20 protein-coding genes and 3 pseudogenes are annotated in these 26,412 nt (G+C 33.8%); 6 read left to right on the top strand and 17 right to left on the bottom strand.

Annotated features, from left to right (window positions below):
* Positions 1–26: 26 nt before the first annotated feature.
* From ACTQ54_RS00985 to ACTQ54_RS00940, 10 genes are all read right to left on the bottom strand, one after another.
* Entirely contained in the window at positions 27–1,166 is a 1,140-nt protein-coding gene (locus tag ACTQ54_RS00985; protein ID WP_441753969.1) for a polysaccharide pyruvyl transferase family protein, read from the bottom strand.
* An 8-nt stretch (positions 1,167–1,174) separates the two neighbouring features.
* Complete coding sequence (wecB, locus tag ACTQ54_RS00980) at positions 1,175–2,302, bottom strand: non-hydrolyzing UDP-N-acetylglucosamine 2-epimerase (protein ID WP_441753968.1); 1,128 nt, start codon at positions 2,300–2,302, stop codon at positions 1,175–1,177.
* 12 nt (positions 2,303–2,314) lie between these two features.
* Positions 2,315–3,169, bottom strand: coding sequence for an SDR family oxidoreductase (locus tag ACTQ54_RS00975; RefSeq protein WP_441753967.1), 855 nt, complete (start codon positions 3,167–3,169; stop codon positions 2,315–2,317).
* Positions 3,169–4,191 carry a polysaccharide biosynthesis protein gene (locus ACTQ54_RS00970; protein WP_441753966.1) on the bottom strand — a complete coding sequence of 341 codons (1,023 nt, stop codon included), beginning with the start codon at positions 4,189–4,191 and terminating at the stop codon, positions 3,169–3,171. The genes ACTQ54_RS00975 and ACTQ54_RS00970 overlap by 1 nt, the downstream gene beginning before the upstream one ends.
* 64 nt (positions 4,192–4,255) lie before the next feature.
* Positions 4,256–5,317: an EpsG family protein gene (locus ACTQ54_RS00965; protein ID WP_441753965.1), complete on the bottom strand. Its 1,062-nt coding sequence runs from the start codon at positions 5,315–5,317 to the stop codon at positions 4,256–4,258.
* Positions 5,314–6,546, bottom strand: a complete 1,233-nt coding sequence (locus ACTQ54_RS00960) for a glycosyltransferase (RefSeq protein ID WP_441753964.1) — start codon at positions 6,544–6,546, stop codon at positions 5,314–5,316. Before ACTQ54_RS00960 ends, ACTQ54_RS00965 begins: the two co-directional genes overlap by 4 nt.
* A gap of 1 nt (position 6,547) precedes the next feature.
* Positions 6,548–7,828, bottom strand: coding sequence for a hypothetical protein (locus ACTQ54_RS00955; protein WP_441753963.1), 1,281 nt, complete (start codon positions 7,826–7,828; stop codon positions 6,548–6,550).
* A 51-nt stretch (positions 7,829–7,879) separates the two neighbouring features.
* Positions 7,880–9,037 (bottom strand): glycosyltransferase family 4 protein, encoded by a 1,158-nt coding sequence (locus ACTQ54_RS00950; protein WP_441753962.1) that lies wholly within the window; start codon positions 9,035–9,037, stop codon positions 7,880–7,882.
* A gap of 23 nt (positions 9,038–9,060) precedes the next feature.
* Positions 9,061–9,957 carry an SDR family oxidoreductase gene (locus ACTQ54_RS00945; RefSeq protein WP_441753961.1) on the bottom strand — a complete coding sequence of 299 codons (897 nt, stop codon included), beginning with the start codon at positions 9,955–9,957 and terminating at the stop codon, positions 9,061–9,063.
* A 10-nt stretch (positions 9,958–9,967) separates the two neighbouring features.
* Positions 9,968–10,591: a sugar transferase gene (locus ACTQ54_RS00940; protein ID WP_441753960.1), complete on the bottom strand. Its 624-nt coding sequence runs from the start codon at positions 10,589–10,591 to the stop codon at positions 9,968–9,970.
* 1,005 nt (positions 10,592–11,596) lie between these two features.
* Between ACTQ54_RS00940 and ACTQ54_RS00935 the strand changes: the two are divergent.
* Positions 11,597–11,982, top strand: a pseudogene (locus ACTQ54_RS00935) (transposase); the annotation flags it as partial.
* Positions 11,983–12,196: 214 nt separating this feature from the next.
* Here ACTQ54_RS00935 and ACTQ54_RS00930 read toward each other — a convergent pair.
* The 3 genes and pseudogenes from ACTQ54_RS00930 to ACTQ54_RS00920 all read right to left on the bottom strand — a co-directional run bounded on the left by ACTQ54_RS00930 (position 12,197) and on the right by ACTQ54_RS00920 (position 15,541).
* Positions 12,197–13,523: pseudogene (locus tag ACTQ54_RS00930) on the bottom strand (nucleotide sugar dehydrogenase).
* Positions 13,524–13,794: 271 nt separating this feature from the next.
* Positions 13,795–14,415, bottom strand: a complete 621-nt coding sequence (locus ACTQ54_RS00925; protein WP_441753959.1) for a sugar transferase — start codon at positions 14,413–14,415, stop codon at positions 13,795–13,797.
* 118 nt (positions 14,416–14,533) lie between these two features.
* Positions 14,534–15,541 (bottom strand): annotated as a pseudogene (locus ACTQ54_RS00920) (GDP-mannose 4,6-dehydratase).
* Positions 15,542–16,029: 488 nt separating this feature from the next.
* On the opposite strand from ACTQ54_RS00920, the gene ACTQ54_RS00915 reads away from it, so the two are divergent.
* The 3 genes from ACTQ54_RS00915 to ACTQ54_RS00905 are packed head-to-tail and all read left to right on the top strand — an operon-like array spanning position 16,030 to position 17,616.
* Complete coding sequence (locus ACTQ54_RS00915) at positions 16,030–16,887, top strand: transposase (RefSeq protein ID WP_441753958.1); 858 nt, start codon at positions 16,030–16,032, stop codon at positions 16,885–16,887.
* A complete protein-coding gene (locus ACTQ54_RS00910; protein WP_441753957.1) occupies positions 16,851–17,447 on the top strand; it encodes a transposase in 597 nt (198 codons plus the stop codon). The genes ACTQ54_RS00915 and ACTQ54_RS00910 overlap by 37 nt, the downstream gene beginning before the upstream one ends.
* Entirely contained in the window at positions 17,365–17,616 is a 252-nt protein-coding gene (locus ACTQ54_RS00905; protein WP_441753956.1) for a transposase, read from the top strand. The genes ACTQ54_RS00910 and ACTQ54_RS00905 overlap by 83 nt, the downstream gene beginning before the upstream one ends.
* A gap of 398 nt (positions 17,617–18,014) precedes the next feature.
* Here ACTQ54_RS00905 and ACTQ54_RS00900 read toward each other — a convergent pair whose 3' ends face one another.
* The 4 genes from ACTQ54_RS00900 to ACTQ54_RS00885 all read right to left on the bottom strand — a co-directional run bounded on the left by ACTQ54_RS00900 (position 18,015) and on the right by ACTQ54_RS00885 (position 22,844).
* Positions 18,015–18,749 (bottom strand): CpsD/CapB family tyrosine-protein kinase, encoded by a 735-nt coding sequence (locus ACTQ54_RS00900; protein ID WP_441753955.1) that lies wholly within the window; start codon positions 18,747–18,749, stop codon positions 18,015–18,017.
* Positions 18,750–18,755: 6 nt separating this feature from the next.
* On the bottom strand, positions 18,756–19,493 hold the full coding sequence (locus tag ACTQ54_RS00895) for a YveK family protein (protein ID WP_441753954.1): 738 nt from the start codon (positions 19,491–19,493) through the stop codon (positions 18,756–18,758).
* A 27-nt stretch (positions 19,494–19,520) separates the two neighbouring features.
* The gene (locus ACTQ54_RS00890) at positions 19,521–21,578 is read right to left on the bottom strand and encodes a glycosyl hydrolase family 95 catalytic domain-containing protein (protein WP_441753953.1); all 2,058 of its coding nucleotides are present in this window, start codon (positions 21,576–21,578) and stop codon (positions 19,521–19,523) included.
* Positions 21,579–21,977: 399 nt separating this feature from the next.
* A complete protein-coding gene (locus ACTQ54_RS00885) occupies positions 21,978–22,844 on the bottom strand; it encodes an AraC family transcriptional regulator (protein WP_441753952.1) in 867 nt (288 codons plus the stop codon).
* 117 nt (positions 22,845–22,961) lie between these two features.
* On the opposite strand from ACTQ54_RS00885, the gene ACTQ54_RS00880 reads away from it, so the two are divergent.
* Both ACTQ54_RS00880 and ACTQ54_RS00875 read left to right on the top strand, forming a co-directional pair.
* Entirely contained in the window at positions 22,962–25,127 is a 2,166-nt protein-coding gene (locus ACTQ54_RS00880; RefSeq protein WP_441753951.1) for an alpha-galactosidase, read from the top strand.
* A complete protein-coding gene (locus ACTQ54_RS00875; protein WP_441753950.1) occupies positions 25,127–26,359 on the top strand; it encodes an extracellular solute-binding protein in 1,233 nt (410 codons plus the stop codon). The genes ACTQ54_RS00880 and ACTQ54_RS00875 overlap by 1 nt, the downstream gene beginning before the upstream one ends.
* Positions 26,360–26,412 lie beyond the last annotated feature (53 nt).

The following is a 26,412-nucleotide window of genomic DNA, read 5'->3' as shown; positions in this document are numbered from 1 at the left end:
ATTATTCACCTAATTATACTTGTATTTTATTCTGACAAAGCTTTACTTAAAAACTTTAATGATGACTCCTTTTGCAAATCGATAATTTTATCTATTGTATTAAAGTCCGGTAATATATCTAACAATTTATTGTCATCTATATCTGAAATATTTTGAACGATATACTTGTCAATACCGTACCTCTTTCCGAGGTCAATAAATCGAGTAGCTCTTAATTTCTCAGTGTAATATGCTAAAAATGGCTTGTGGTATTTTAAAGAAAACAAAACACCATGAAAAGAATCTGTATAAATAAACTTAGCATTTCTAAACATACTTATCCATTCATCAGGATTGAGATCATAAAAAACCTTATCGGCAAAATGAGAAAACTCAAAATTCATAGTCGGTATTTTTATAGAATAAACGGGTATGTTGCCATATTTATTTCTAATTTTTTCAATTGCTTTATTATGAGACCCATTTATTTCTTTACCCAATACATATGTTAAAATATACTCATGTTCCTCATCTCTAGCTTTCTCTACATTTTCAAAATCATATAATAAGGTTGGATCAGCAACTATTTCAACTTCTTTATTAATTACTGTTTTGACAAACTCATTACTATGGTCGTTTCTAACAGAAATATAATTAAATTCACTTAATGCTTTGTTCAATCTGGATAAATCTTCATTATTTACATCTTTTATTGTTGAATCAGGCGCATAACTTATTTTTTTGCCTTTGTACTTATCTACAAAATCTAAGAAATATATTGGGCTTTTTCTTTGACTTGGATTCCATACTTGATCACTTCCAACAATAATTGCTGAATAATTATTAAGTATTGACAATAATGAATCCTCATCAACTTGTTCTGAAAGACACATGTTTTTTTCTCTATATATATTAAACTTATTTATTATTGAATCGCAATACTTGTTCATTATCTTGATTTTTTTCGACATATTAAATATATTTAGGTTATTTAACTTGTTTAAAAAAATATTTTTTCTAATTCCTAAATTCCCAATAATATTATAAGGTTTATAGTTTTGGGGAATATAATTTATAACCTCAACATCGTATCCTAATTCTATTAATGTATTTTGTAAAGCTATGGCTTGTAAAACGCCTCCATAGTTATTCGAGTAATGAAATGTTAAAATCCCTATTTTGTCCATATTACTAGTCACCCCTTTCTCCACACCATCATATTTACTATCCCCGTATAGCTTTGAATTAACTTAACAACCTTAGTACTCACATTTTCATCTACATAATTTGGCACATCTACTCCTGCATCTCCTTGAACATTCATCTCTACAGCCATATTTACAGCTTGTAGTACTTGTTCAGTTGTTATGCTACCAATGACCATATTCCCCTTATCTAAGGCTTCTGGTCTCTCTGTACTAGTTCTCACAGACACTGCAGGAAATTTAAAATAGGAAGCCTCTTCTGCAACAGTCCCGCTATCAGAAACTACACAAAACGAATTCTGCTGAAGGTGATTATAATCAGCAAATCCAAATGGCTGCAAACTTCTTACATTTGAATGGAATTTAAATCCTCTTTGCTCTATGAACTTCTTGCTTCTTGGATGAGTACTGTAGATAACCGGAAGATCATAGTTTTCAGCCATGGCATTGACAGCATTCATTAAGGCCATAAAATTATCTTCATTATCGATGTTTTCCTCACGGTGGGCTGATAATAGAATATACTTACCTTTTTCTAATCCCAATGTCTCAAGCACATTACTACCATCGATTTTCGCTTTATTTACTTTTAATACTTCAGCCATTGGTGACCCAATAACGTAAGTACGCTCCTTTGGAACGCCTTCCCAATTCAAGTAATTCCTTGCGTGTTCTGTATAACAAAGATTTACATCACTTGTATGGTCAACAATTCTTCTATTAATCTCTTCTGGAAGGTTTTCATCAAAACATCTGTTACCAGCTTCCATGTGAAAAATCGGAATCTTAAGCCGCTTGGCAGAAATAACGCTTAGGCATGAATTAGTATCTCCTAAAACAAGTAAAGCATCTGGTTGTTCTTGAACCATGATTTCATAAGACTTAGCTAATACATTCCCCATGGTTTGGCCTAAATTATCGCCTACAACATTAAGATAAAAGTTAGGCTCTCTTATACCTAGATTTTCAAAAAACACTTGGTTCAGTTCATAGTCATAATTCTGACCTGTATGAACCAATATATGTTCAAAGTACTTATCACTTTTCTTAATCACTTCAGAAAGTTTTATGATTTCAGGGCGAGTACCCACGATTGTCATTAATTTTAATTTTTTCATTAAACCTGCCCCCTATTTGAAGTAATGTGGATAGAGATCTTTATGATTATCTATCCATTCTTTCATCTCAGCTACCATAACCTCATATCCAGGTACTTTAAATGAAAAATCAGTTCGATTGTTAATTAAAGATTTATCTAGTGAAAGATTATCACTTCGTAGAATCTCAATTTGACCATTTTTCATATACTTATTGAATAACTTCAATAACTCATACTTGCTTATAGTTTCATTATTAACCAGATTATAAAGTCCTGTTAGATTTTCTTTTAGGGCCTGTTCCATTGCTTTTGCTAATGTCAATGTTGTTACACCTGTCCATATTGCTTTAGTAAACCCATTAATCTGACTTTCTTGTTTCATGAACCAATTAAAAAGCCCTATTCCGCCTTTACTCATATCCGGACCAATTATAGAATTCCTAAACGTAAGATTTTTATTGTTTTCCAGTTCACCTAACGCTTTTGATCTATCGTAGAAGGTTTCTCCATCTCTAAATGATGTCTCTGAGTAACCACCAGTCTTTCCAGAAAAAACACAGTCCGTACTCATATGAATAACTCTCGTCTTCATTTCTTTTGTCGTATCACTTAGAAAATGCGGTAAGTAACTATTCAATAAGACTGCATTTGATTTGTGATCTTCTGCATTCTGGTTTAATATTCCAATAGCATTAATAATTGCGTCATATTGACCTTCATTTATAAGCTTCTTTAGATTCTCAAAATCAGTGATATCACCATTTACATTCTTGCAATAATCTACTTTGCTTCTACTAAAAGCAGTTACATCATGACCAGCTTCTTTAAAATAGATTGAAATGGTATGCCCTGCCATGCCTGTTCCGCCAAGGATTAGGAGCTTCATTACCTTCCCTCCCAGTTTCTTAACTCTTCCTGTATATAATCAAGTTTGAGTAACTTCTCTTTAATCTGCTCAATATTGAGTCTCTCTGTATTATGTGAGTTATAATCTTCTACTTGTTGAAGTTCTTCATTTCCTTCAACAAAATATTTATCATAATTTAGGTCTCTTTTATCAGCGGGTACTCGATAGAAACCACCCATGTCCTGCGCTCCAACATGTTCTTCCTTTGTTAAAAGTGTTTCGTATAACTTTTCTCCATGGCGAGTACCAATAATCTTAATTTCATTATCAGCATTAAACAGCTCTTTGACTGCTTGAGCTAAGTCTCCAATCGTAGATGCAGGAGCTTTTTGGACCATGATATCACCCGCTTCAGCATTCTCAAATGCAAACACAACAAGTTCAACAGCTTCTTCTAAACTCATCAAGAATCTTGTCATATTAGGATCTGTAACAGTCAAAGGTTGTCCATTTTTAATCTGATCTATAAACAATGGAATTACTGACCCTCTTGAAGCCATCACATTACCATATCTAGTACCACAAATAAGTGTTCTGTCTGGATCAACAGTCTTTGCTTTAGCCACAAATACCTTCTCCATCATAGCTTTTGAGATGCCCATTGCATTGATAGGGTATGCCGCTTTATCCGTAGACAGACAGATAACCTTTTTAATGCCCATCTCAATTGCTCCCGTTAGAACATTGTCTGTCCCCATTACGTTCGTCTTTACCGCTTCAAGAGGAAAGAACTCACATGATGGTACTTGCTTAAGTGCAGCTGCATGGAAGATATAGTCGACTCCATGCATTGCATTCTTAACGCTAGCTAAATCTCTAACATCGCCAATATAAAATTTTAATTTATCATTTTTGTATTGTTTTCTCATGTCATCTTGTTTCTTTTCATCACGAGAAAAAATACGGATTTCTTTAACATCTGTATGTAAGAATCTTTTCATAACTGCATTTCCAAAAGATCCCGTTCCACCTGTGATTAGTAAAGTCTTTCCTTTAAACATAATTAACATCCTCCATCAATTTAGATAAATAATCCCCTTTACTCTTATAATGCATATCTATATATTATCTCTGCCAAAAAAATAAATAAGGAATGATTTGTTTTGAGTTTATAATAGTTGTGAAAAACCATGTTGCACCTATCAACAAATAAGATATTGTTCCTATAGCCCTTATCGCTTTATCTTTTATAGAACCAAAAAGATTTGGCACATACACTATCATAAAAATGAAAGAATAATAGTATAATCTTAGTGTTATTGGGTTGTATCTTATTATTGGAAAAATAACAACACATGAAATCATCATATATAATAAGTATACGTTAATAGGATTTTTCGAATTAATTGTCTTCCGATATAAAACACCAAAGATTACAGTGATAATCATTAAGAAGTATAATTTTAGCCCTCCCGTATCTGAAGCACCATACTCTATTCTCGCATAACTACTCATAATGACTTGCAAATAATCTTTAGCTGCAAATATTAATAATCCACATAATAGAAGAAACAATAAATTTCTCCTATTTAATTTAAATCTGTTAAACCAATATGACGGGAGAAATACTAGCGCAGTTATATGAAAGCTCGAAGCTAAAATAGTCCAAAATAAGAATCTATTAAATTTTTTCTCTTTGATTTGCATAAAAGCTAAAATGATGAGTGACATCGCTATTGTTTGTCTGATCCCAGATAAAGAAAAAGTATAAAAATCAAAAAATATAAATAGCAAATAGCTAATCATAGGATTTTCAGAATACTTATAAATCAAATGTGAAACTATGCCAATATATAATATAGATGTAATTACTAAAAGTAACTGGAAATCATCAGAAATATTACCAATGAGTATTTGATATAATTGATATCCTATTTCAACATCGATATTAATAGCATTAGATATACTTAGTGAATTTACATGGTGAAATATGTTATTGTAATTCATAGTATCAATACCTATTGATACATGTCTGAAACCTGAAATTGAAATAAGTATGATAGATACAATATATACATATAATTTGTTATTTGTTAGTGTAACTCTACCATCTATAAAACGTCTTCTTTTTCCGATTAAAGGGTACAGAAGTATGATTATTAATATTGTAATTATAAAGACTGTCATATTTTCAACTCTGCGTACGATTCAAAATTATTATAAATATCTAAATATTCTTTACACATGTTTTCTCTAGAGTATCTATCTCTAGCTATTTTATAAATTTCATTTTTATGAAATGCTTTTTTGTCAATCCAATGTAATATTGAGTTTTCTAAAGAATCAAGATCTCCATAAGTAACAAATTCACTATATTGTGATAACGCTATAGATTCGGGACCACCGGCCTTAAATCCAATAACCGGAGTGCCACAAGATAGTGATTCTGCGGTTACCATTGAAAAGGTTTCTCTTACGCTAGTCAATAATGTGATATCAGCCATCGAGTAAAGTTCCGCAAGTCTTTTCTGATTATTTGTTTTAGGTAAGGCTATAATATTTTTTGGTAAATTATCAATTTTGCTATTCAAACCAACTATGATAAATTTCATATTATACTTTTCAAATCGTTTTGCAATTTCTAGTACATAATTCCCGCCTTTTATTGGATCTTTAAAATTAGCAGTAACATGAAGAATTATTTTCTCGTCCTTTAATGAAAGTTCTTCTTTTAAATCCCCAAATTCACTTGGCGTAAAAGTATTTGTATTATCAACACCATTTAAAACAACTTTTAATCGATTTTTCTTAAAAAATGGTGATTCTTTTGCTCTATTATTTACCCATTCAGAAACAGATGTGACCACCAAATTGTCAAATCCTTCAAAGGATTTTTTCATTAATTGCCATTCATTAGCACTGCGATCAAAAAACCACGATGCAGGTCTTCCACCATTTTTTCTTTGCGGGCATTCCCCACAACCATTTTTCCATTTTTCGCAATCCAGCGCATGCCCGCATCCAGCAGTATACATAAACTCAGCATGCAAAGTTAAAACTGTTGAAATTCTATTGTTTTTGAGAAAATTTAATAGTTTGTATATATTTACCATATATCCATTAATGCAATGTAGGTGAACTACATCAGGAGTTTCATTTCGTATTATATTGATTAAGTTTCTAGTTGAATAAAGACACCCTCCATAGGTATAACCTGTAGCTTTAGCTCTAAATGATTGAGCTTTCATAATAAACTCAGGTGCTATTTTATAAACGTTTTTCTCTCTAACCTCTGCACCTCTACCAAAACAAACTAAAGATTCGTGATTTTTTTTAATTAATTCATCATGTATGTCTTTAACAATTTTCCCCGTACTACCGTTAGGATAAACTACATTTATTTGCATTATCTTCATTCTAATCACCTTTCAATAATTCTTCCAATTTGTTGTATAGACTTATCCTTAAATGCTCTTGAGAATGATATTCAAGTCCATATTCTTTCATTTTCTCACTCTTTTCAATTAAAATTCTATTATTTTCTAATATCTTCTCAAGAATTACTTTTACTGCTTCTTTATCATTACTTGTGACAACTTCAGCAATATCAAGATTTTTCAGCATACTTATTGAAGCTACCTCAGTAGGTCCTATTGCCAAAAGGCAACTACCACTTTGGATACAATCTACTATTTTTGTTGAAAAAGATAGTCTGGTTTTTCTTATTTCCTTCCTTTCGAAAGACTCGACATGAACAACTATATCTGATTCTTTTAAAACTTTTTTTACTTCATCATAAGGTATACCTTTTCTTAAACACGAAGACCCTTTAATATTTAAAGCTTCCATCATTTTTCGATTATACAAACCAGATGTGTAAATATCTAAAAATAATTTTGTTGACTCCTTATTTTTTTCTTTAATTGCTTCAGATAATAAAGCAAGAACCTTCCATCTTCCATAAAATAAATTCCCAGTATAAGTTATCTTTAAGGGCACGTTAACAGAATCTTTGATCTCTGGAATATTATTACAAACTTTATATAGAGGAAATATCTTTTTTTTAAGAATATCCGAATACTCACTACACAACTCAGATGTAGCTCCATAAATCAACTGACTATGACTTGCTAATTTTTTAATTGATTTTCTGACAAAGTATTGATGTAACACATATAAAGGATTCAATCTTTTGTATGCATAAACATCGTCAGCAAAAAATAGAACAGTATTTGCCCCTGTTTTTATTCTGCAATAATCAATTATATTTGAGTAGTATACAGAATCTAAGCAAAATGAGAATATAATGTCCGGGTTAAAATCTTGAAGGAAATCATCCAATTCTTTTGTCTTCCATTTTCCGACCTTCCAGATAAATTCTCTAGCTATAAATAAAAAGGGGAATCTTAAACTTCTAAGAAGATCATAGATTTTTTGCTCTTTTCTATTAAATTCAGCATCTTTCATCTTGGCACCTGAGGTTTCACTTATATTGTTCTCTTTTCTAATTAGATTCAAAATTATTTTTTTCTCAGTCATTTGGTAATGCCTTGCTAGTATTTTTGATTCCGCGTTCCCTGGTTTGCAAAATAGGTTGGCAAACTCTACATTTTCCATATTTCTGAAAATATTGCTATACGTATTTCCAACGCTATTTTCTTCGCTCCATGGTACATCTGATATAACTAATATTTTCACATCGCTCCCCCTTTTTCATTTTCAAATCAATAGCTAAAATCACAACTAAATTTAAGTATCAAGTGATTTATAGATGTTTGAAATTATATTTTTAACACCCTTAATCTCAAATATCTTTACAACTTCAATATTATTTAAAGCCATTTCACTTCGTTTATCTAAATCATTATATAAACTTTTAATGTGTTTTGAAAAACAATCTACATCAGTTGGTTTGCAGATATATCCTGTTTTTCCATCCGTGGAATAGTCTACTATCCCATGGACGTTTGATGTTATAATAGGTAGCCCACACGACATAGCCTCTAAGGCAGCTATACCTAACCCCTCCCTATATGATGGAAAAACAAACAAATCGCTACTCTTACATATCTCGGTAATATCTTTTCTAAATCCTAGTAAATACACTTGATTTTCTATGCCAAGTTCTTTACTTAAGTTAGCTAAGTATTTGCTCAACTGACCTTTTCCACAAATTACATAGTATATATCAGGGTTATTTAACTTTGCTATAGCTCTAATAACAACTTCGTGATTTTTGTTTTTATTAAGTTCACCAACAGATAAAACAATAAATGCGTCTTTGGGTAAACCTAATTCACTACGCTTTAGATCTTTATCCACTTTGACTAAATTTATTTTTTCTAGATCTATTCCAACACCCGGTATATATTCAACTTTTCTCGCGTTAAACTTCCGCTTAGCTCTCTCATAATCTTCTTTATTAATGGTAATTAAAGTATCCGTATATCTAGCTAGCCATTTCTCAACTGGATAATATAAAAGCCAATTAATAAGAGGTGCACCGTTATGAAAGTGGAAACCATGGGCGGTATAAATAACTTTGATTCCTTTTTTTCTTAGTTCTATGGCAGCTAATCTTGTAAGCATTGCCGCAATAGGTGTATGACAGTGAATCAAATCAAATTTATTCTGTTGTATCAAGCTTTTTAATTTTTTATAAGCTATTAAGTTACTTTTACTTAAAGGATTTCTGTCAAACTGTACTTCATTAATTACGATATTTTTATTTATAAGTTCATTCTTAAACTCATTGATTCGTTCTTTGGAAGTATTATTTCCTGTTGTAAAATTTGCTGCTACTTGCACATCATAATTATCGAGTAATATTGATATATCATTCATGCAAAATTGATCTATTGTTGAAGCTACAGTCGTAACGACCAGTGCTTTTTTTTTCTCATTCATTTCATAACTCCTATCATCAAGAATCATTTGAATCTTTTGATATACTGCTTAACTTCAATCTGTATACCCTCTTCAAAACTCATCGGCTTATAGTTAAAATCACTCTTTGCCTCTTCATGAGAATAACTTCTATCCTCAGCCATCCTTTGAACTTTTTCTATATAATCAACTTTTCCAAAGGTAAACAACTTAGCTACTCTTGCTAAAAACACTCCGAATCCAAGAGGAATGCTAACAAAGGTTGTTTTCTTATTTAGTTTATCGCTTATCATCTTAAAAACTTCTATCATCTGTAGAGGCTTTTCACCTGATAGGTCATATGCTTTTCCATCTGTTTTCTCAGGAGATGTCAAAACAGTGTAGAATGCCTTTCCTAAATCCCTAGCATTAACCGGCTGTATTAAACTCTTGCCGCCATTAATGACTGGCATAACTCTCATTCTATCTATCATCTTTATAAACTTACTCATATTGCTATCACAGAGATCGCCATAAATCATCGTTGGTCTAAGAATCGTGACTTTTGTAGGGCAGTTTAGATCTGAAGTCAGTTCAGAAACTTTCTTTTCTACGTCTTTATAACCTTGTGACGCATATTTGAAATTTGAATATATTCCTGTTGTATGTACTAAGATTGCTCTCTTCACATTGTTCTCGATCGCTGCTTCTACAATCATCGGAGAATGATGTATATTATAGATGTGCACGATATTATCTACACCATTCATAACTTTTCTTATGAACTCTTTATCATTGAGATCTCCATAAACCTTCTCAATATTTAATCCGCTGTTATCTAACATTGAAGTGTCAGATGTTTCCCTAACGATGCAGCGGATTGGTCCTTCATATTTATGATCAATAAGTTCTTGTAAGAAATATCTACCTGTATGTCCTGTAATCCCTGTCACTAAAAACATCTGCTCACCCCTAATGTTTCGCTGACTCTTTATCAGCTTTTTTCGTTCCAGACCCACCTTCAACAACACCATCACTTCTAAGAACACTAAATATCGTCCCAAAGAAGCATCTGAAATCCATCAGAAGACCAATCTTTTCAGCGTACTCTCCATCAAGTCTAGCCTTCACATCAATCTCAAGTTCATCTCTACCATTAATCTGCGCCCATCCAGTAAGTCCAACCGGCACATTATTTGCACCATACTTGTCTCTTTCTTCAATCAGATCATATTGATTCCAAAGAGCAGGTCTAGGACCGATTATGCTCATCTCACCTTTAAAGATATTGATGATTTGTGGCAGTTCATCTAGCGAAGTCTTTCGTAGAAACTTCCCTACCTTAGTAATCCACTGATCCGGATTCTCTAACAAATGAGTAGGCATATCAGATGGCGTATCAATTCTCATGGTCCTAAACTTCAATATATGAAAATGACTCTTATGAATCCCGACTCTCTTCTGTTTAAAGAGAACAGGTCCAGGGGAGTCGACCTTGATTGCGATTATAAGTAATAAAAAAACAGGAGCTAAAATGATTAGTCCTAAACCTGAAAGTACGATATCTATTAATCTTTTGATTTTCAAGTAAACCATGATAGTTCCTCCTGCCCTATGTAAATGTATATTGGTGGTGTGTAGAACACCTTATTTCCTTGATCTATTATTGTATGTGGTACTTAATTAAACACTATATCTTGCACAAATATATGATTTGATCGAATGGGACTATGTGTAATGCCTCTGTAACATTAGTACATTTGTGAGTTATGCTGAAACCCTCGGTATTACTACCTTACAGCCTCTTTATCCTTTCAAGATACTCACGTCGTTATACTCATTCAATCAACAACACTATTTTAATTAAAGAATTGCATAGTCTCATATCACAATTTATATTTGTTCCATTCAATACTATTCATGCACATGTATCTTGACTGTGCACTCAATATTTTTTGTTCACTTATATTTTCTTTACGTGTAGTCATAAAATCGTTTAGAAGAATCCACTGTTATTTAATCTATTATTAGTCCTCTCAAAAATAACCTCACATCTTAATAATCTGGTCATTCTGGTTATTGTTACTACAAAACATCTCACGTCAATTCAAAAAGACAAGCCTTGTTTTAATAATAGACATTTCATCCTTCGAATCTTAAAAATCTGTGATAATTCATCAGAGTTTGTTTTTATAAGATTTCCTCAACTTTTATAATAGAATCACCTAATAGATAGATTTATCGATTGGGTGATTCGTACACATAGTTCTAACTTATATAATTGGAGATATGCTTTGGTACCTTAAGCTAATCAAATAACCTCATTCATTATCTTAACAACAAAAAAATTAAATCTTAACAAACCCTATTAATCATTTCATTTATTTTTAATTTCAGACGACAACTCTATAATATCATATTTTTCTATATAGGAACATACAAAATAAGCCAAAGTAAAAAAATCACATTGACTCGTTCGTCATTTTTTAGTTAACTTTCGTCTCTTAGCATATGGCTAATGAATAGGCTACACTAAGTTAGACAGTAAAATTAAGGTCTAGTAGAATGAAATAAAAGAACCTGAAACGGAGAGAATCTACCATGACTGAAAAAAGAGTACGCAGAACGTTTACGCCAGAATTTAAAAGCCAATTAATACGACTTTATGAAAGCGGAAAACCACGTGCAGACATTATACGTGAATATGATCTTACAGCCTCTGCATTTGATAAATGGGTGAAACAAAGCCAAGCTTCTGGCTCTTTCAAAGAAAAGGATAATCGTACCCCTGAAGAAGAGGAATTAATCAAGCTTCGCAAAGAAAATCAACGTCTAATGATGGAGAATGATATTTTAAAGCAAGCCGCGCTGATCATGGGACGAAAGCAGATGTAATCCGTAATAACGCTCACAAATACTCGGTATCAGCAATGTGCGAGGTCCTTGGAATCGCTAGAAGTACCTACTACTATGAATCCAAAAAAAAACCAGAGAACGAGGGACTTATTGCCCAGCCCCTATTCAACTTTTTGGTTCTTCTCTAGCGCTTAAACGGTATAAGTCTTCACGAAAATTCCCGCACGACAGAAGTCTCTTCAAATCGCATGGCTGTACTAGATTTGCTTAGTGTAATCGTTTAGTTCAACCCTTATATCCCTTAATAGTTCGAATCACGATGATTTTTTTAGAATAGTTTGTTAATCAGAGTCTCCAATAAGCATAACCTTTTGAAGTAAACTGTTCATGATCTAAGATACTCTTAATATCAATCAACACACGCTCTCCGTTTGTTAATTTGGGATTATATAATGCTTCAATATCTTCTACTGATAATGCTTTAAACGCTTCATGACCTACGGCTAAGACAACACAGTCTGCATCCTGAATGTCTTCATACTTAGATAGCGTTACACCATATTCTTTTAATGCATCTGTTTCAGACGCCCATGGATCGACTATCTCAGGTTTAATATCATACTCCGCTAATCTCTTGAGTATATCGCCCACTTTAGAGTTGCGCGTATCTGGGGTATTCTCTTTAAAGGTTAAACCCAATACCACCACTTTCGCCTCAATGACTTTTTTGCCTGTTTTGATTAAGCCTTTGATAATTTTATCAGCAATGAATTCACCCATACTATCATTGATCTCACGACCTGATTTAATTATTTGACTATGATAACCTAAGTTCTCTGCCTCATAGACGAAATAATAAGGATCGACCCCAATACAGTGCCCACCCACTAAACCGGGCGTAAAGCCTAAAGCATTCCATTTCGTATTCATCGCATCAATCACATCTTTTGAATCAATGCCCATACGGTCAAACACTAAAGCTAACTCATTCATGAAGGCAATATTTATATCACGTTGGCTGTTCTCAACCACTTTAGCTGCTTCCGCCACTTTAATACTTGGCGCACGGTGTACACCCGCCTTAATCACCAACTCATATACTTTCGCAATTTCATCTAAGGCTTCGTCGGTTGTTGCGGATACTTTTTTGATAATATTCTCTAGTGTGTGTACCTTATCTCCTGGATTAATTCTTTCCGGTGAATAACCCACCGCAAAATCAATGCCGTGTTTCAAACCTGATTCCGCTTCTAAAATCGAAATACACACATCTTCCGTAACACCCGGATATACCGTCGACTCATAGACAACAATGGATCCTTTACTTAAATTCTTTCCAATGGTGCGCGTTGCACTTTCCACTGGATTTAAGTTAGGCGTTTTATTTTGGTTAATCGGTGTAGGGACCGACACAATATGAAACAAGGCTTCTTTATAAACGTGTTGCATCACTTGTAAATTCAAGGCTTGTGGCTTTAATTGCTTCGTCCCCCACTTCTTTTGTCGGGTCAATGCCTTGATGGTATAACTCAATCTTGCTTTCATTGTTATCAAAGCCAATCACATCCGCAACCTTCGCAAATGCCACCGCTATCGGCATACCGACATAACCTAAGCCAATGACCGATAACTTCGTTTCTTTATTGATGATTTGATCGTATATTGTCATCATAATTCTCCTGTCCGAATATTCCCTTAGTCTAATTCCAAAATACTTTTCATTAAAAAAACAAAAAAAAAATCCGTACAGACTATTTTCCACAATACTTGAAACAAACCAACTGTCTGAATCCAGTATACTATGCATCACGCTATTTAGACAATCGCTTAAACGAATCGTTAGAAAACTTTTTTTTTTGAAAAGTTAACTAACATAAAAAAAGCCGGGGTAAATAAATTACCCCGACTTAACTCATGATGTTCTTAATCAATGCGTCCAAAAACTATTGTTCTACTTCTTTCTTAGCTTTCTCAATGACACCTGTTCCGCCTTCAACAACCCCGTCACTTCTTAAAACGCTCGTAATGGTTCCGATGAAACATTTCACGTCAAAAGCCAAACTCATTCTTTCAACGTAATCACCGTCTAATTTCGCTTTAATTGGAATAGGCAGCTCATCACGTCCATTAATCTGTGCCCAACCTGAAAGACCTGGTAAAACGTCATTTGCGCCATATCTGTCTCGCTCCGCTACTAAATCATCTTGATTCCATAAAGCAGGACGTGGTCCAATAATCGCCATTTCACCCTTCAGAATATTAATAATCTGAGGCAACTCATCAAGGCTAGTCTCGCGTAAAAACTTTCCTGACTTCGTGATAAAAGCATCTGGATCGGTTAATAAATGTGTCGGCATATCACTCGGTGTATCAGTTCTCATCGTTCTAAACTTGTAAATTTGGAAAAACTCTTTATTCTTCCCTACTCGTTTCTGTCTAAAGAAAACCGGCCCCTTAGAATCTAGTTTAATCCAAACAGCCAATATCAGAAAAATAGGACTCAGAACAATAAGTGCTAATAAAGAAAGCATAAAATCAATCACTCTTTTAATAATTATATACATAGTATACTCCTTAAAATTTCAATATAAACTACATAAACTATATTAACATAACAACATGTGTTTAAACCATAAGAAAATAGCCAAAACGATAAGCCGTCATGACTATTTTATAGAACATCTATTTTTTATTATAATATTCAACGTACCAATCAGTAAATTTCTGTAAACCATCCTGAATAGATGTTTCTGGCTTAAAGCCTATTGCTTCATTTAGTTTATCTGTTGCAGTATATGTAGCTGGCACATCGACTGGTTTGATTGGTTCGTAGATCTTTTCAAATTCAACTTCACGCCCTAGTGAATTGCTAAGAGCTTTCTCTAAACTAGTAATAAAGACCATTAATTTTTCTGGATTATTATTACCTATATTGAAAACAGAATGTGCAGGGCCATTTTCGTTTTTAACCGGTGGATGACTCATTAAAGAATCAATTCCCTTCACAATATCGTCAACATAAGTAAAATCACGATATAAATCATTCTCGAAATCGCCATTGTTATAAATATGAATCGGTTCATTATTAAAGAACATATCTGTAAATTTAAAGTAAGCCATATCAGGACGACCTAGAGGACCATATACAGTAAAAAAAACGAAGTCCACTGGCAGGAATATTAAATAAATGACTATATGTATGAGCCATTAAGTCATTGGATTTCTTAGTAGCGGCATATAGTGAAACCGGATTATCCACAAAATCAGTTTCCTCAAAAGGGATTTTTTTGTTTGATCCATAAACTGAGCTTGATGAGGCATATAATAGATGTTTCACTGGATATTTACGACACGCTTCCAAAACATTGTAAAATCCTATGACATTACTTTGGATATAGAAATCAGGATTCTCAATTGAATACCGAACACCTGCTTGAGCTGCTAAGTTAATTACAATATCGAATTGTTCTTCCTTAAATAGATCCATAATGAACTCTTTATCTGAGATATCGGCATGAACGAACTTAAATTTTTTTCATTACTTAATAACTTTAATCTTGCATCTTTTAGCTTTGGATTATAGTAGCTATTTAGATTGTCTAATCCAACTACGGTATGTTTTATACTTAGTAATTTTTTTGTTAAAAAGCTTCCAATAAATCCGGCTGAACCTGTAACTAAAATTTTCAAATTTCTCACACTCTCTATATCAGTTTTCAATAATTTATATATTTAAAGAATCTATCATTCCTAAATGTATTATTAATTATGTGTTCAAGCTTAGGTAAGACAAATTCCAAAGTGGAAGGCAAAAAAATTGCATTGATTTTCTTTTTATAACTCAAATAAAGATTTCGATTATGAGGTCTATGTTTTGTTTGATTGATTAGACCTATCATAGCAATCCAATTATCAATTACAGCTTTTACTTTAAATTTCTTAAGTATCTAGATAGTCGTAGTTCATGAAATAACAATTCATTTTTTGTATTTTTTCTAACCTTAAAAAATAACATAAATTAGGGGCTGGGCAAAAACTCCTCTAAAATAGAAAAACGGGTTTCCACAATCACTGTGAGAAACCCGTTTTTTTGATTAGTTAAAATTAAAATAGAAGCGCCTCCGTGGTGTAATAGTAATAACCACAAAACCATAGGGACCAAAAAAGGAGGACCTTCCATGTATAAAAATTATAACACACCCGATTGTTCGTTAGTACTAAATCTTGATTTTGATATCCCGCTCACTCACGATGCCCGTTTTATCAGTCTATTTGTTGACTCAATCCCGGATGAAGAGTTTACTCATGCGCCTGCGTTAACAGGTTGTCCCGCTCACCATCCGCGCATGTTACTCAAAATGTTATTATTTGCTTATTCTCGTGCCACTTTCAGCGGCCGTAAAATCGTACAAATAAATGAAGAGTTGATTCCGATGAAGTGGTTATCTCACGATGAATATATCTGTTATCGCTCGATTAATTCGTTTCGTGTCCAGCCAGAAACGTCATTATTGGTTCAAAAGACATTCATCTACTTCACGTTTCTTTTGAGTGAACATGGCTATTTGAAAGATGAGGCTTTATTTGTAGATGGGACTAAAGTAGAAGCGGATGCCAATAAGTATTCTTTTGTTTGGCGTAAAGCGGTCGAAAAATATGAAGCGAAATTGGATGCAGATATCAAAGCACTGTATGACGAACTCATTGAACGCAAGGTTGCCTTAGCGATGGCTGAGGATGAATTAAATACTAGTCAAGCCTTGAATCAAATGATTCAAGCAGCTGAAGCACGCATTGGAACGTTAGATGAAGTGATTGAGGCAGAAGCAAAGGCCATTAAAGGTGGTTCTGCGAATAAACGGGAGCGTCGCACAATCAAAAAACATTTGAGAAAGCTTGTGACTAATTTATTACCTCGCAAGCAGCGTTATGAGCAGGCGAACGCAACATTCCAAGGTCGAAATAATTACTCAAAAACAGACACTAGCGCGACCTTTATGTGCACGAAAGAAGATCCTATGAAAACCGTGAATTGAAACCGGGATATAATCTCCAAATTGCGACCAATGATCAGTATGTAGTTGGGTTTGAAATTTTTCCGAATCCAGGTGATTCCAGGACCTTACGGCCTTTTCTTGAGTCGCTACCAACGTTAAGTTTATTCAAAAGTATTGTAGCTGATGCAGAGTATGGAAGTGTGGAAAATTACGCTTACCTAATGAACGAGTTAGAAAAAGAAGCGTTAATTCCTCATGGCATGTACCGCAAAGAACAAACAAAAGCTTATAAAAACGATCCAACCAAACGACACAATTGTGCCTATGATGAAGTGTTAGACTGTTACGTTGATCATGATGGTGTCCAATTTAGTTTTAGCCATCACAGCCAACGGACTGACAAATCAGGCTTTACACGGGATTTCAAAGTGTATAAAGCAGATAAAACGCAAGCCAGTCCAGAACTAGACACTCTTGTGCTGACACCTTCAGGTCATCAACGGACAATCAGTATCAATGCCGTGTGGGACTTCTACAAAAAGCCAAGCAAAAGAAGCATTAGAAAGCGATTCAGGCAAACGAAAATACGCTCAACGTAAGATTGATGTTGAGACAGTTTTCGGGCGTATGAAGCGTAACTTTGGTGTGCGTAGAGTTCATGTCAGAGGAGAAGTCGGGGTGAGAAATGATCTCGGACTGCTTCTAATGAGCATGAATTTAACAAAGTTGAGTGGCATCCTAAGAAAAGGTATCACTCAGATTGGGTAATACTAGAAAGATTCTCCACAAAATGAAAATAACCATCACAGTCATTTGAAATCGACTGAGATGGTTATTTATATTGTTTGGTCTAAGTGTTGTTGGGACTTATTGCCCGGCCCCGAATTTTAAAAATTTTCTAAATTCATTATTGATGAAATTATTCAATGGAGCACTGTCGGATATAATACTTTGATACTTAAAAATTCAAAAATAAAATCTAAATTTATTATTTATATAAAAGAATCTTATAATGTAATGTGACTTTTGATTGATTAGTTAAGTAGACTTTGAGTTTCTTGCTTCTTATTTCAACAAACCTAGTAAACCAAGTACTATTAAAAAGTTACTATTTGTATTTCACTAAAAAACTATGTAAAAATAATGACATTCTCAATTTCTAAGCTTTAATTCCCTTCTGACTTCAAATAACTCCCATACCCATAACCGTATTGTTCTTTTTCACCTTGATGCATATTAGTCATAACAAATCCAAGGATATCTGCATTGATATTTTCTAATTCTTTTATGGCAGTTTTTAATGTGTCTTTTCTACTATAGTTCTCTTTTACAACGATAATGACATTATCGACTTTTGTTGCTATTATTTTAGCATCTGTAACTAACGTTACAGGTGGTGTATCATAAATAACAATATCAAAACTATTAGCCAATTCTCCCATTACCTGAGTCATCCTTGCAGATGACAATAACTCAGATGGATTTGGTGGAATTGGGCCACTCGGTAAAAAGTACATATTTAATTCTCGACTTTTTTGAACTATTTCGTTAAATTTCACTGTGTTGTCATAGAGTAAAGTCGATAGTCCTTGTGAGTTATCTAAGCTAAATGATCGATGTATCGTAGGATTTCTTAAATCTGCATCTACTAGCAGGACATTTTTATTATCTATTCCGCCAAAAACATGCGCTAAATTAGCTGAAACAGTTGATTTTCCTTCATTCGGCACACTTGATGTGATTGCAATTGATTTAACATCTTTGTTGAATTGTGCAAACTCTATATTCGTTCTGACTGTTCGAAATTCTTCTGCTTGAATACTTTGTGGTTTTACAAAAGAAATTAAAGGTATACGTTTTTTATTATTTCTATATTCTTCTTTTCTTGATCGATTAAACATATTAGATTAAACCTTTCTACGCTTATTGTCAGCTCTAGATGAAGGACCAAGTATATATTCTTTTGAATTAGCATCTGCAATATCAGTAATCCCACCTAAATTGACTAATCCTAACTCTTCTACAAAACTTGGATTCTTGATTCTCGTATCTAAAGCCGTATTAATAAATAATATTCCTAGACTTATAATAAAACCTAGCATTGCTCCAATCATTGTATAAAGTAAAACATTAGGAGATACTCGATTAGGATTAAATGATGCAGGGGATAATATCATAATATTCGGATTACTGGTTTGGTAAAAATCTTGAACCTGACGACTAAAGACATCAATCGTTGTTTGTACAACTTCTTGTGCATCTTGTGGTGACTCCATCTCTGCACTTACCACAAATGTTTGTGAATTCTGCTGTTGAGTTACATTCAATGCTTCTTTAATTTCGTTATTTGAAAATCGATTTCCTAATTCATCATTAACCATCTGAACTGTTGAGTCTGCTAAAATAATATTACGATATGTATTAATTAACATAATACTTGTATTAATGTCGGATTGAGCAATTGTTGTTGCTTCAGTCGATCTTTGGTTAACAATCAATTCTGCTCGAGAGCTGTATGTTGGGTTAATCAAAAATATAGCAACTAAAGCAGCTATTACTGCTCCTACTAATGTTGAAAATATAATTGTAAAGCTATGCTTGATTAAAAACTGAAAAATCTCCAAAAGTGAAATTTCTTCTTCCATGTGGTTCCTCCATAAACAATTAGTTGATTATCTTTTTATCTTTAAACCAGATACATTTCTGGCTTCAAAATCATTATTATTGAATGTCATCCATTCACTTTCCACTAACAAGTTCGCAATCCCCGTCATTACACCAAAATTGCCATCTATTTGATAAGGTGGGTGTAGACTTAAAAGACTTTTACTGGATGCTTTTGTAATGGCATGAATAATATGTTCATAAGCTTTTTCATATTCTCCCAATTTTACATGCAGGTTAATTAGCCAACCATTTGACCACCCTGTATGTCCTCCACCACTTTGCATTCTTTTTTCAACAGCTTTTTTAGCTGCTGGATAATAACTTACATCCAAATAATTACTTGGGTATATTCCATATAAATGCGAGAAATGTCTATGACCTGCTTCAACTTCTTTAAACGCTTCTTGATACTCCAAGATTGATCCATCTTCACCAATTTGTATTGAAGCTAAGTTGTCTTTTATATTAAGTGATTTATTTAAAACAGCAATACTCTCTTCATCTTCGATTTTTAGAATATCCATTGCCTGTTCAAACAATCCAATCACTTCATTAATCAATGTCAAATCCATTGTTGACGACACTGCTATACTAACAGCATTTCCTTCATCGTCATAATACTGATTTTCTGGCGATGTCGAAGGAATAGTATGATACACACCATCAATTTCTACGACAAAACCATTGATAAACTTCACATTTTCCAATAATACTGGAAACACGGTATCACGTAAATACTCTTCATCTTCTATGAATTCATAATGACGATATAAATCAGCTGCCATCCACAAACCAGCCATTGGCCAGTATGCCCAAGTCGTAGCACCTTCATCTCCACTATCCGCACCATATTGTCTACCTACAGGAGCTGTATTTCCCCACTTATCAGCATTATGGTGAATCACTGTACCTTCAATGTCGTATAGGTCCTGAGCCGTTTTCTTTCCTGACTCAGTCAACAACTTCACCAAATCAACATAAGGTTCAGAACATTCACTGAGATTAACCAAATCGGCACCCCAGTAATTCATTTGAACATTGATATTGGTTGTGTAATTACTTGACCATCGTGGTCGAATTTCCCAATTCCAAATGCCCTGTAAGTTGGCAGCCAACGTTCCAGGCCTTGAAGAGGAAATCATTAGATAACGTCCGAACTGAAAATATAAAGCAATCAGCTGATCATCTTTTTCTCCATTCCGCAATCGTTCCACCCGTTGGTCAATTGGTAATTCGACTTCCGGTCCTAATTGCATCGCAACTCGTTTATACAAGTTTTGATAATCATTAATATGTAATTCCAATGCTTCTTCAAATGGATTGATATCAATATCTTCTAACCTTCTAAAAGCAAACTGTACAATCGTAAAGTTACATAATTCAAATCCATTATCGGTTATAAACCAATCTCCATCGGTTCGTAAGAGTTCAAACACATAGTGATATTTCTCTGTTTCACCTTCATAGCGGACAGGATTAGGATCATTAATATAGTCAGGTACAACATGAGTGGGCGCTTCTACTTCAATGTATAATTTATGGTCTTTTGTTTTAGTCGATGATCTAAAGGGCGTTTCAAAAGTAACGCTCGCAGCTTTATCCAACTGCGTTTGCTTAAATTCAAAATACATGGTTTTATCTGGATAGGAAGCAAAGTAATTGCGTTCGTAGTTAACCCCTTCATGCGTAAAACATGTTTGAATGGTTGCTTCCTCAAGATTTAAAGTGTGAGAAAAATCCTCTACTTCTTGTTGAATATCCTGTATATATGACAAAAAACCTAATACTAAATAACTTTCAGTAAAATAACCTAACATATGCTTTTCAATTAAAGCTTCTGCTTCTTTAAATGCTCGGTTTTTAATAAGTTCTCTTATTTCTGAAAGATAATTTTTAGTATAGGTTTGCTGAGGTCGATTAGAAGTACCAGACCAAAAACGGTCATCATTTAAATTAATCATCTCATGAGCAATGGTTCCCTTTGACATTCCGCCAAGATGTCCATTCCCGAAAACAAGACTGTCCTCCCATTTATCTTGAGGCTTATCAAAATAAATTTTCATTACTACATTCCTCTCCTACTGTATTATTAAAAAACACCAAATATAAACATAAAAAATAAAAATATATATATGCATATAGTACTATTAAACACCGCTATAAATCAAGATTATTTAGAGTTTTTTTGTTTTCTATGATTTTTTTGAATCAACTCGAAGTCAATATAATTATTCGTTTGTATTTTTTATAATATTTTATTTTTTAAGCAAAAATAAAAACTTACATAAAACCTAGACTATCTTCGGTTTTGCAAACGGTTTAAGACTAAACACAATTTTATTGAAGTTTTAGTGGAATAATAATGCCTTCAACAATTTTACAATCACAGTTACTACTTTATTTATTATTTTTGTCTATCTAAATGATTAAAAAACAGAAAAATCATAACAAGAAAAAATGTATTATTCATTTTTACGTCTTATGATCGAATGATGATACTGCTCATATGTTTCACGATATTCAGTTGGTGATACATCTGTATATGTTTTAAATGATGATGAAAATGCTAATACATCGTTATAGCCGACAGTCTGGCTAATTTTTGTAATAAGCCAATCTGTATCAACGAGTAATTGTTTTGCCTTTTCCATTCTAACTTGCGTTAAATAATTTTTAGGACTTATGTCATATTCTTCTTTAAAAATTCTTGTTAGATAACTTCGGTTTAAAGCCATTGTTTCAGCTAATTCGTTGATTCGAATATCTTTAGCATAGTGAGCGTCAATATAATTTTTAGCTTGTATTGCATAAGTTCTTTTTTGTGATAAATTATTCAGTTCATCCCTTGCTGAGACAGCTATCAAGAGACTTAGAAGAGAATAAGTCTTTTCAAACAAAGATAAATGATAATAAGTATTAAAATTATTGAGCCCCATTAAATCAATAATCCCTCTAAATATCTCTTCAAATTTAACTGCATCTTTTTTGCTGATGTTAGTCAAAATATTCTCTATGTACAAAGTGGATTGTTGCAAATAATTCATGGATTTATTACCACTCAATCCAATCCAAAAATAGGACCATGGTTCTTCATCATCTGCTTGATAATAAGTTTCAACTCCAGGCTTTAATAAAAATAAGTCACCTTGTTTCAATGAATGAACTTGATTGTCACAATAAAACTTTCCGCTCCCTTTTTCTATAAAATGTAAGACAAACAATTCCCGTACTTCCGGACCAAAGGATTGATTCGGTTGACAATCTTCATATCCGTAAAATTCAACCTTTAAATCGGTTGTATTGGATTCATAGTCAGTATAATATAACACGCTTCCAAACTGCCACCCCTCTTAATAGTAACATTTTACCATATTACAGCTGCTTTTTTCTAGCATTTAGCGTTTTCATTATAGTAAAATAATATTATAGTTAGAGGAGGTATATGATTGACGATACAAATTAAGGATTCATTGTTTTTTATTCATTCGAAAGGTTTTTCACTTATTTTAGAGCAGTATCATGATTATTTAATGGTAAGACATATAGGAAAAAATGTTACTTCTTATAACAATTCCAACCGTTTAATTAACAAAGATCATGCTTTTTCGCCTGCTCCATATGCAGATGACAGAACTTTTTCTATGGATACCCAACGTCAAATTCTCGGACAACAAGGTTTAGGGGATTTTCGTTTGGCTTCCATTGTTATCGCAAACAAAAAAAATCAGTTATCTGATTTTAAATATAAGTCATACCGTATATATGACGGAGTTCCAGAGGAAAAGCCTTTACCATTTCCATATGATTTAAATCAACAAACGCAAACAATCGTATTTGAACTTGTTGATAATGTATTGGATTTGACTTTAGAAATACATTTTACGGTGTATGAAGAATCAAGTACGATTTCTACTTACCGTAAACTGATCAACCACTCGAATGAAAGATTGATGATTAAAAAATTCGATAGTTTTATGATTGATTTAGAGCCACATGATTATACATCCATCACATTCCAAGGTGCTTATGGACGTGAAAAAGAAATGGTTCGTTCAAAAATCAACCAAGGTATCCACAGCATCGCTTCTAATCGTGGCGCCAGCGGACATGGTCAAACACCTTCAATAATTCTAGGCGAAAAAGATGTGAATGATTCTTATGGAGAATGTTTGGCTATCCAATTAATGTATAGTGGAAACTTTCATGCAACGGTACAAAAAAATCAATTACGAGAATTACGTGCCAGCATCGGTTTTGAACCATCTGTTTTTGGTTGGGAACTAAGTCCACAAGATAGTTTTGCAACTCCTGCAACCATTATCAACTTCTCTTCTCAAGGTTTAAATCATTTGAGTCATGTCAGTCATCAATTTATCTTAGACCATATCGTACGTCCAGAGTATGCAAGACAAGAACGACCTATTCTCATTAATAATTGGGAAGCAACTTATTTTGACTTTAATTTTGATAAGCTAACAGATTTAGCCGACAAAGCACAAAACTTAGGAATTGAGCTGTTTGTATTAGATGATGGTTGGTTTGGTAATCGTTTTGACGACAACCGGGCTCTCGGTGATTGGACGGTCAACGAAGAAAAATTATCCCATAGTCTGGATCATTTAATTGAAGAAGTACATGGTAGAGGGATGAAGTTTGGTTTGTGGTTTGAACCAGAAATGATTTCTGTCGATAGCGACTTATTCCGTCAACATCCAGATTGGGCTATCCAAGTTGCGGATCGTCCCCACACTTATTCAAGAAACCAATTGGTATTAGACCTATCCAAACCAGAAGTTGCAGACTATATTAAAGAAACACTTAGTCACTACTTGTCTACTTACAAAATTGATTATGTTAAGTGGGATATGAACGGCAATATTACAAATGTGGGTTCTTATAATAATTTAAAAGAGAACCTCATGCTGCCACATAAATACATGCTAGCCTTGTATGATATCTTTGATTACTTAACAAATAAGTTTCCAGATGTACTATTCGAAAGTTGTGCCGGCGGTGGTGGTCGGAATGACTTGGGCATTATGCGTTATTTCCCACAAGTTTGGACCAGTGATAATACGGATGCTATCTCTCGTATCCAACTTCAAAACAGTATGACCTTTTTATATCCGACGATAACAATGGGGTCTCACGTTTCAGCTGTCCCTAACCACCAAACGGGTCGGATTACACCATTAGAAACGCGTAACCATATGGCCATGTCGGGGAACTTAGGTTATGAACTTGATTTAACCCAATTGAGTGACAGTGAGCTTAGCGAGATCAAAGAAAATATTGCTTTATATAAATCGATTCGTCCAATTATTCAATTAGGTGAGCGGACGCGATTAGAAACTGTTCATCCAACAAATGAGTTTGCCTATCAGTTTATCGGTGATGAAGGTGTTGTTGTCACTTACATTAAAGTTTTAAGTGATGTGGAGTTTACTGAAAGTGTGGTGAGATTGAAAGACTTAGAAAAGGATGCCTTGTACGAAGTTGACGGAGATATTTATTCGGGTGAAGAATTAATGGTATTAGGGTTTGTTATTCCAGTGAAGCAAGAAGATTTTTATAGTAAACAAATTATATTAAAGAAAGTTGAGGAAAAATAATGAAGAAAATGTCAAAATGGTTGATGTTATCAGCGACGGCTTTGAGTTTAGTCGTTCCTGCAACGGTGAACGCACAAGAAGGCAGATTAGAAATATTCAACCAGAAGATTGAAATGCAAGCAACTTTACAAGAAATTGTTGCAGACTTTAATGCTGAATTCGGTGTCAATGCAGAAGTTGTAACCGTACCAGATGCTGGGACAGTATTAAGAACACGCATGGCTAACAACGAAGCGCCAGATGTGATTAATGTTTACCCACAAAATGCGGATTTCAAGCAATGGGCAGCTGACAATCGCTTTGTTGATTTAACTGAAGAAGCATTTTTATCGAATTTAGTTGATGAAGCTGCTGAAAAATACGCGATTAATGATCGTGTCTATAACTTGCCTTTAACAACGAATTCATGGGGCTTTTTCTACAATGTGGATAAGTTTGAAGAGTTAGGTCTTGCTGTTCCGACAACTTGGGAAGAATTTGAAACGTTAGTAGCTGATATTAATGCAGCTGAGCATATTCCATTTGCAGGTTCATTTTCAACCGCTGATGCTTGGACTTTAAATGGTTACCACCAATTAGCTTGGGTAAATGCAACAGGTAGTCCAGAAGAAGCGAATGAATACTTGAGATTTAGTGATGTGGGTGCCATTTCTGCTGACGATGAAGTGACACAAAATGTGGCCAAACAGTTAAGCTTATTAGTAGATAACGCGCAACCAAATGCGAATGGTGCTTCTTATGCTGATGCAGTCGCAGCCTTTGTGAATGGTCAAGGATTAATTTTCCCTAACGGTATGTGGGCATTGCCAGTTATTATGCAACAACAACCTAGCTTTGAAGTAGGTACTTTTGCTTATCCTGGTCAAGAAGCCGGTCAGGAGTTAACCGTAGGTGCTGCGGACTTAGCATTTTCTGTTAGCGAAGAATCCCAAAACAAAGAATTAGCTTTGCAATTCTTAGAGTATATGACACGTGAAGATGTCTTAGTAAGATATTATGATGTTGATGGTATGCCAACCACTTTAACGGCATTACAAGATCACTTCCCGTTTGAGCAAACTGAGCCTGTTTCAAAATTAGTTAACACTGATCAACAATTTGTGTGGTTACAATCTGAATGGGATTCTGAAGATGCGTTCTGGCATGCAACCGTTGATTATATTAATAGTGGCGGCGACATCAGTGTTCTTGTCAATGGATTAAACAACCACTTCGACGCAATGAAAAACTAGAAATTACCAAAGAAATTGGGCTAGGCTATGATGTCCTAGCTCTTATTTATTAT

It is taken from the genome of Fundicoccus sp. Sow4_H7 (assembly GCF_052115865.1).
GTDB lineage: Bacteria > Bacillota > Bacilli > Lactobacillales > Aerococcaceae > Fundicoccus_A.
Note: the sequence above shows the minus strand (reverse complement) of the source record. Positions and strands in the feature narration are given on the sequence as shown.

What these genes read in the sequence shown, in the direction of transcription:
- ACTQ54_RS00985 (WP_441753969.1), bottom strand. Translation starts at nt 1,166, where the DNA reads ATGGACAAAATAGGGATTTTAACATTTCATTACTCGAATAACTATGGA.
- wecB (WP_441753968.1), bottom strand. Translation starts at nt 2,302, where the DNA reads ATGAAAAAATTAAAATTAATGACAATCGTGGGTACTCGCCCTGAAATC.
- ACTQ54_RS00975 (WP_441753967.1), bottom strand. Translation starts at nt 3,169, where the DNA reads ATGAAGCTCCTAATCCTTGGCGGAACAGGCATGGCAGGGCATACCATT.
- ACTQ54_RS00970 (WP_441753966.1), bottom strand. Translation starts at nt 4,191, where the DNA reads ATGTTTAAAGGAAAGACTTTACTAATCACAGGTGGAACGGGATCTTTT.
- ACTQ54_RS00965 (WP_441753965.1), bottom strand. Translation starts at nt 5,317, where the DNA reads ATGACAGTCTTTATAATTACAATATTAATAATCATACTTCTGTACCCT.
- ACTQ54_RS00960 (WP_441753964.1), bottom strand. Translation starts at nt 6,546, where the DNA reads ATGAAGATAATGCAAATAAATGTAGTTTATCCTAACGGTAGTACGGGG.
- ACTQ54_RS00950 (WP_441753962.1), bottom strand. Translation starts at nt 9,037, where the DNA reads ATGAATGAGAAAAAAAAAGCACTGGTCGTTACGACTGTAGCTTCAACA.
- ACTQ54_RS00945 (WP_441753961.1), bottom strand. Translation starts at nt 9,957, where the DNA reads ATGTTTTTAGTGACAGGGATTACAGGACATACAGGTAGATATTTCTTA.
- ACTQ54_RS00940 (WP_441753960.1), bottom strand. Translation starts at nt 10,591, where the DNA reads ATGGTTTACTTGAAAATCAAAAGATTAATAGATATCGTACTTTCAGGT.
- ACTQ54_RS00925 (WP_441753959.1), bottom strand. Translation starts at nt 14,415, where the DNA reads ATGTATATAATTATTAAAAGAGTGATTGATTTTATGCTTTCTTTATTA.
- ACTQ54_RS00915 (WP_441753958.1), top strand. Translation starts at nt 16,030, where the DNA reads ATGTATAAAAATTATAACACACCCGATTGTTCGTTAGTACTAAATCTT.
- ACTQ54_RS00905 (WP_441753956.1), top strand. Translation starts at nt 17,365, where the DNA reads ATGCCGTGTGGGACTTCTACAAAAAGCCAAGCAAAAGAAGCATTAGAA.
- ACTQ54_RS00900 (WP_441753955.1), bottom strand. Translation starts at nt 18,749, where the DNA reads ATGTTTAATCGATCAAGAAAAGAAGAATATAGAAATAATAAAAAACGT.
- ACTQ54_RS00895 (WP_441753954.1), bottom strand. Translation starts at nt 19,493, where the DNA reads ATGGAAGAAGAAATTTCACTTTTGGAGATTTTTCAGTTTTTAATCAAG.
- ACTQ54_RS00890 (WP_441753953.1), bottom strand. Translation starts at nt 21,578, where the DNA reads ATGAAAATTTATTTTGATAAGCCTCAAGATAAATGGGAGGACAGTCTT.
- ACTQ54_RS00875 (WP_441753950.1), top strand. Translation starts at nt 25,127, where the DNA reads ATGAAGAAAATGTCAAAATGGTTGATGTTATCAGCGACGGCTTTGAGT.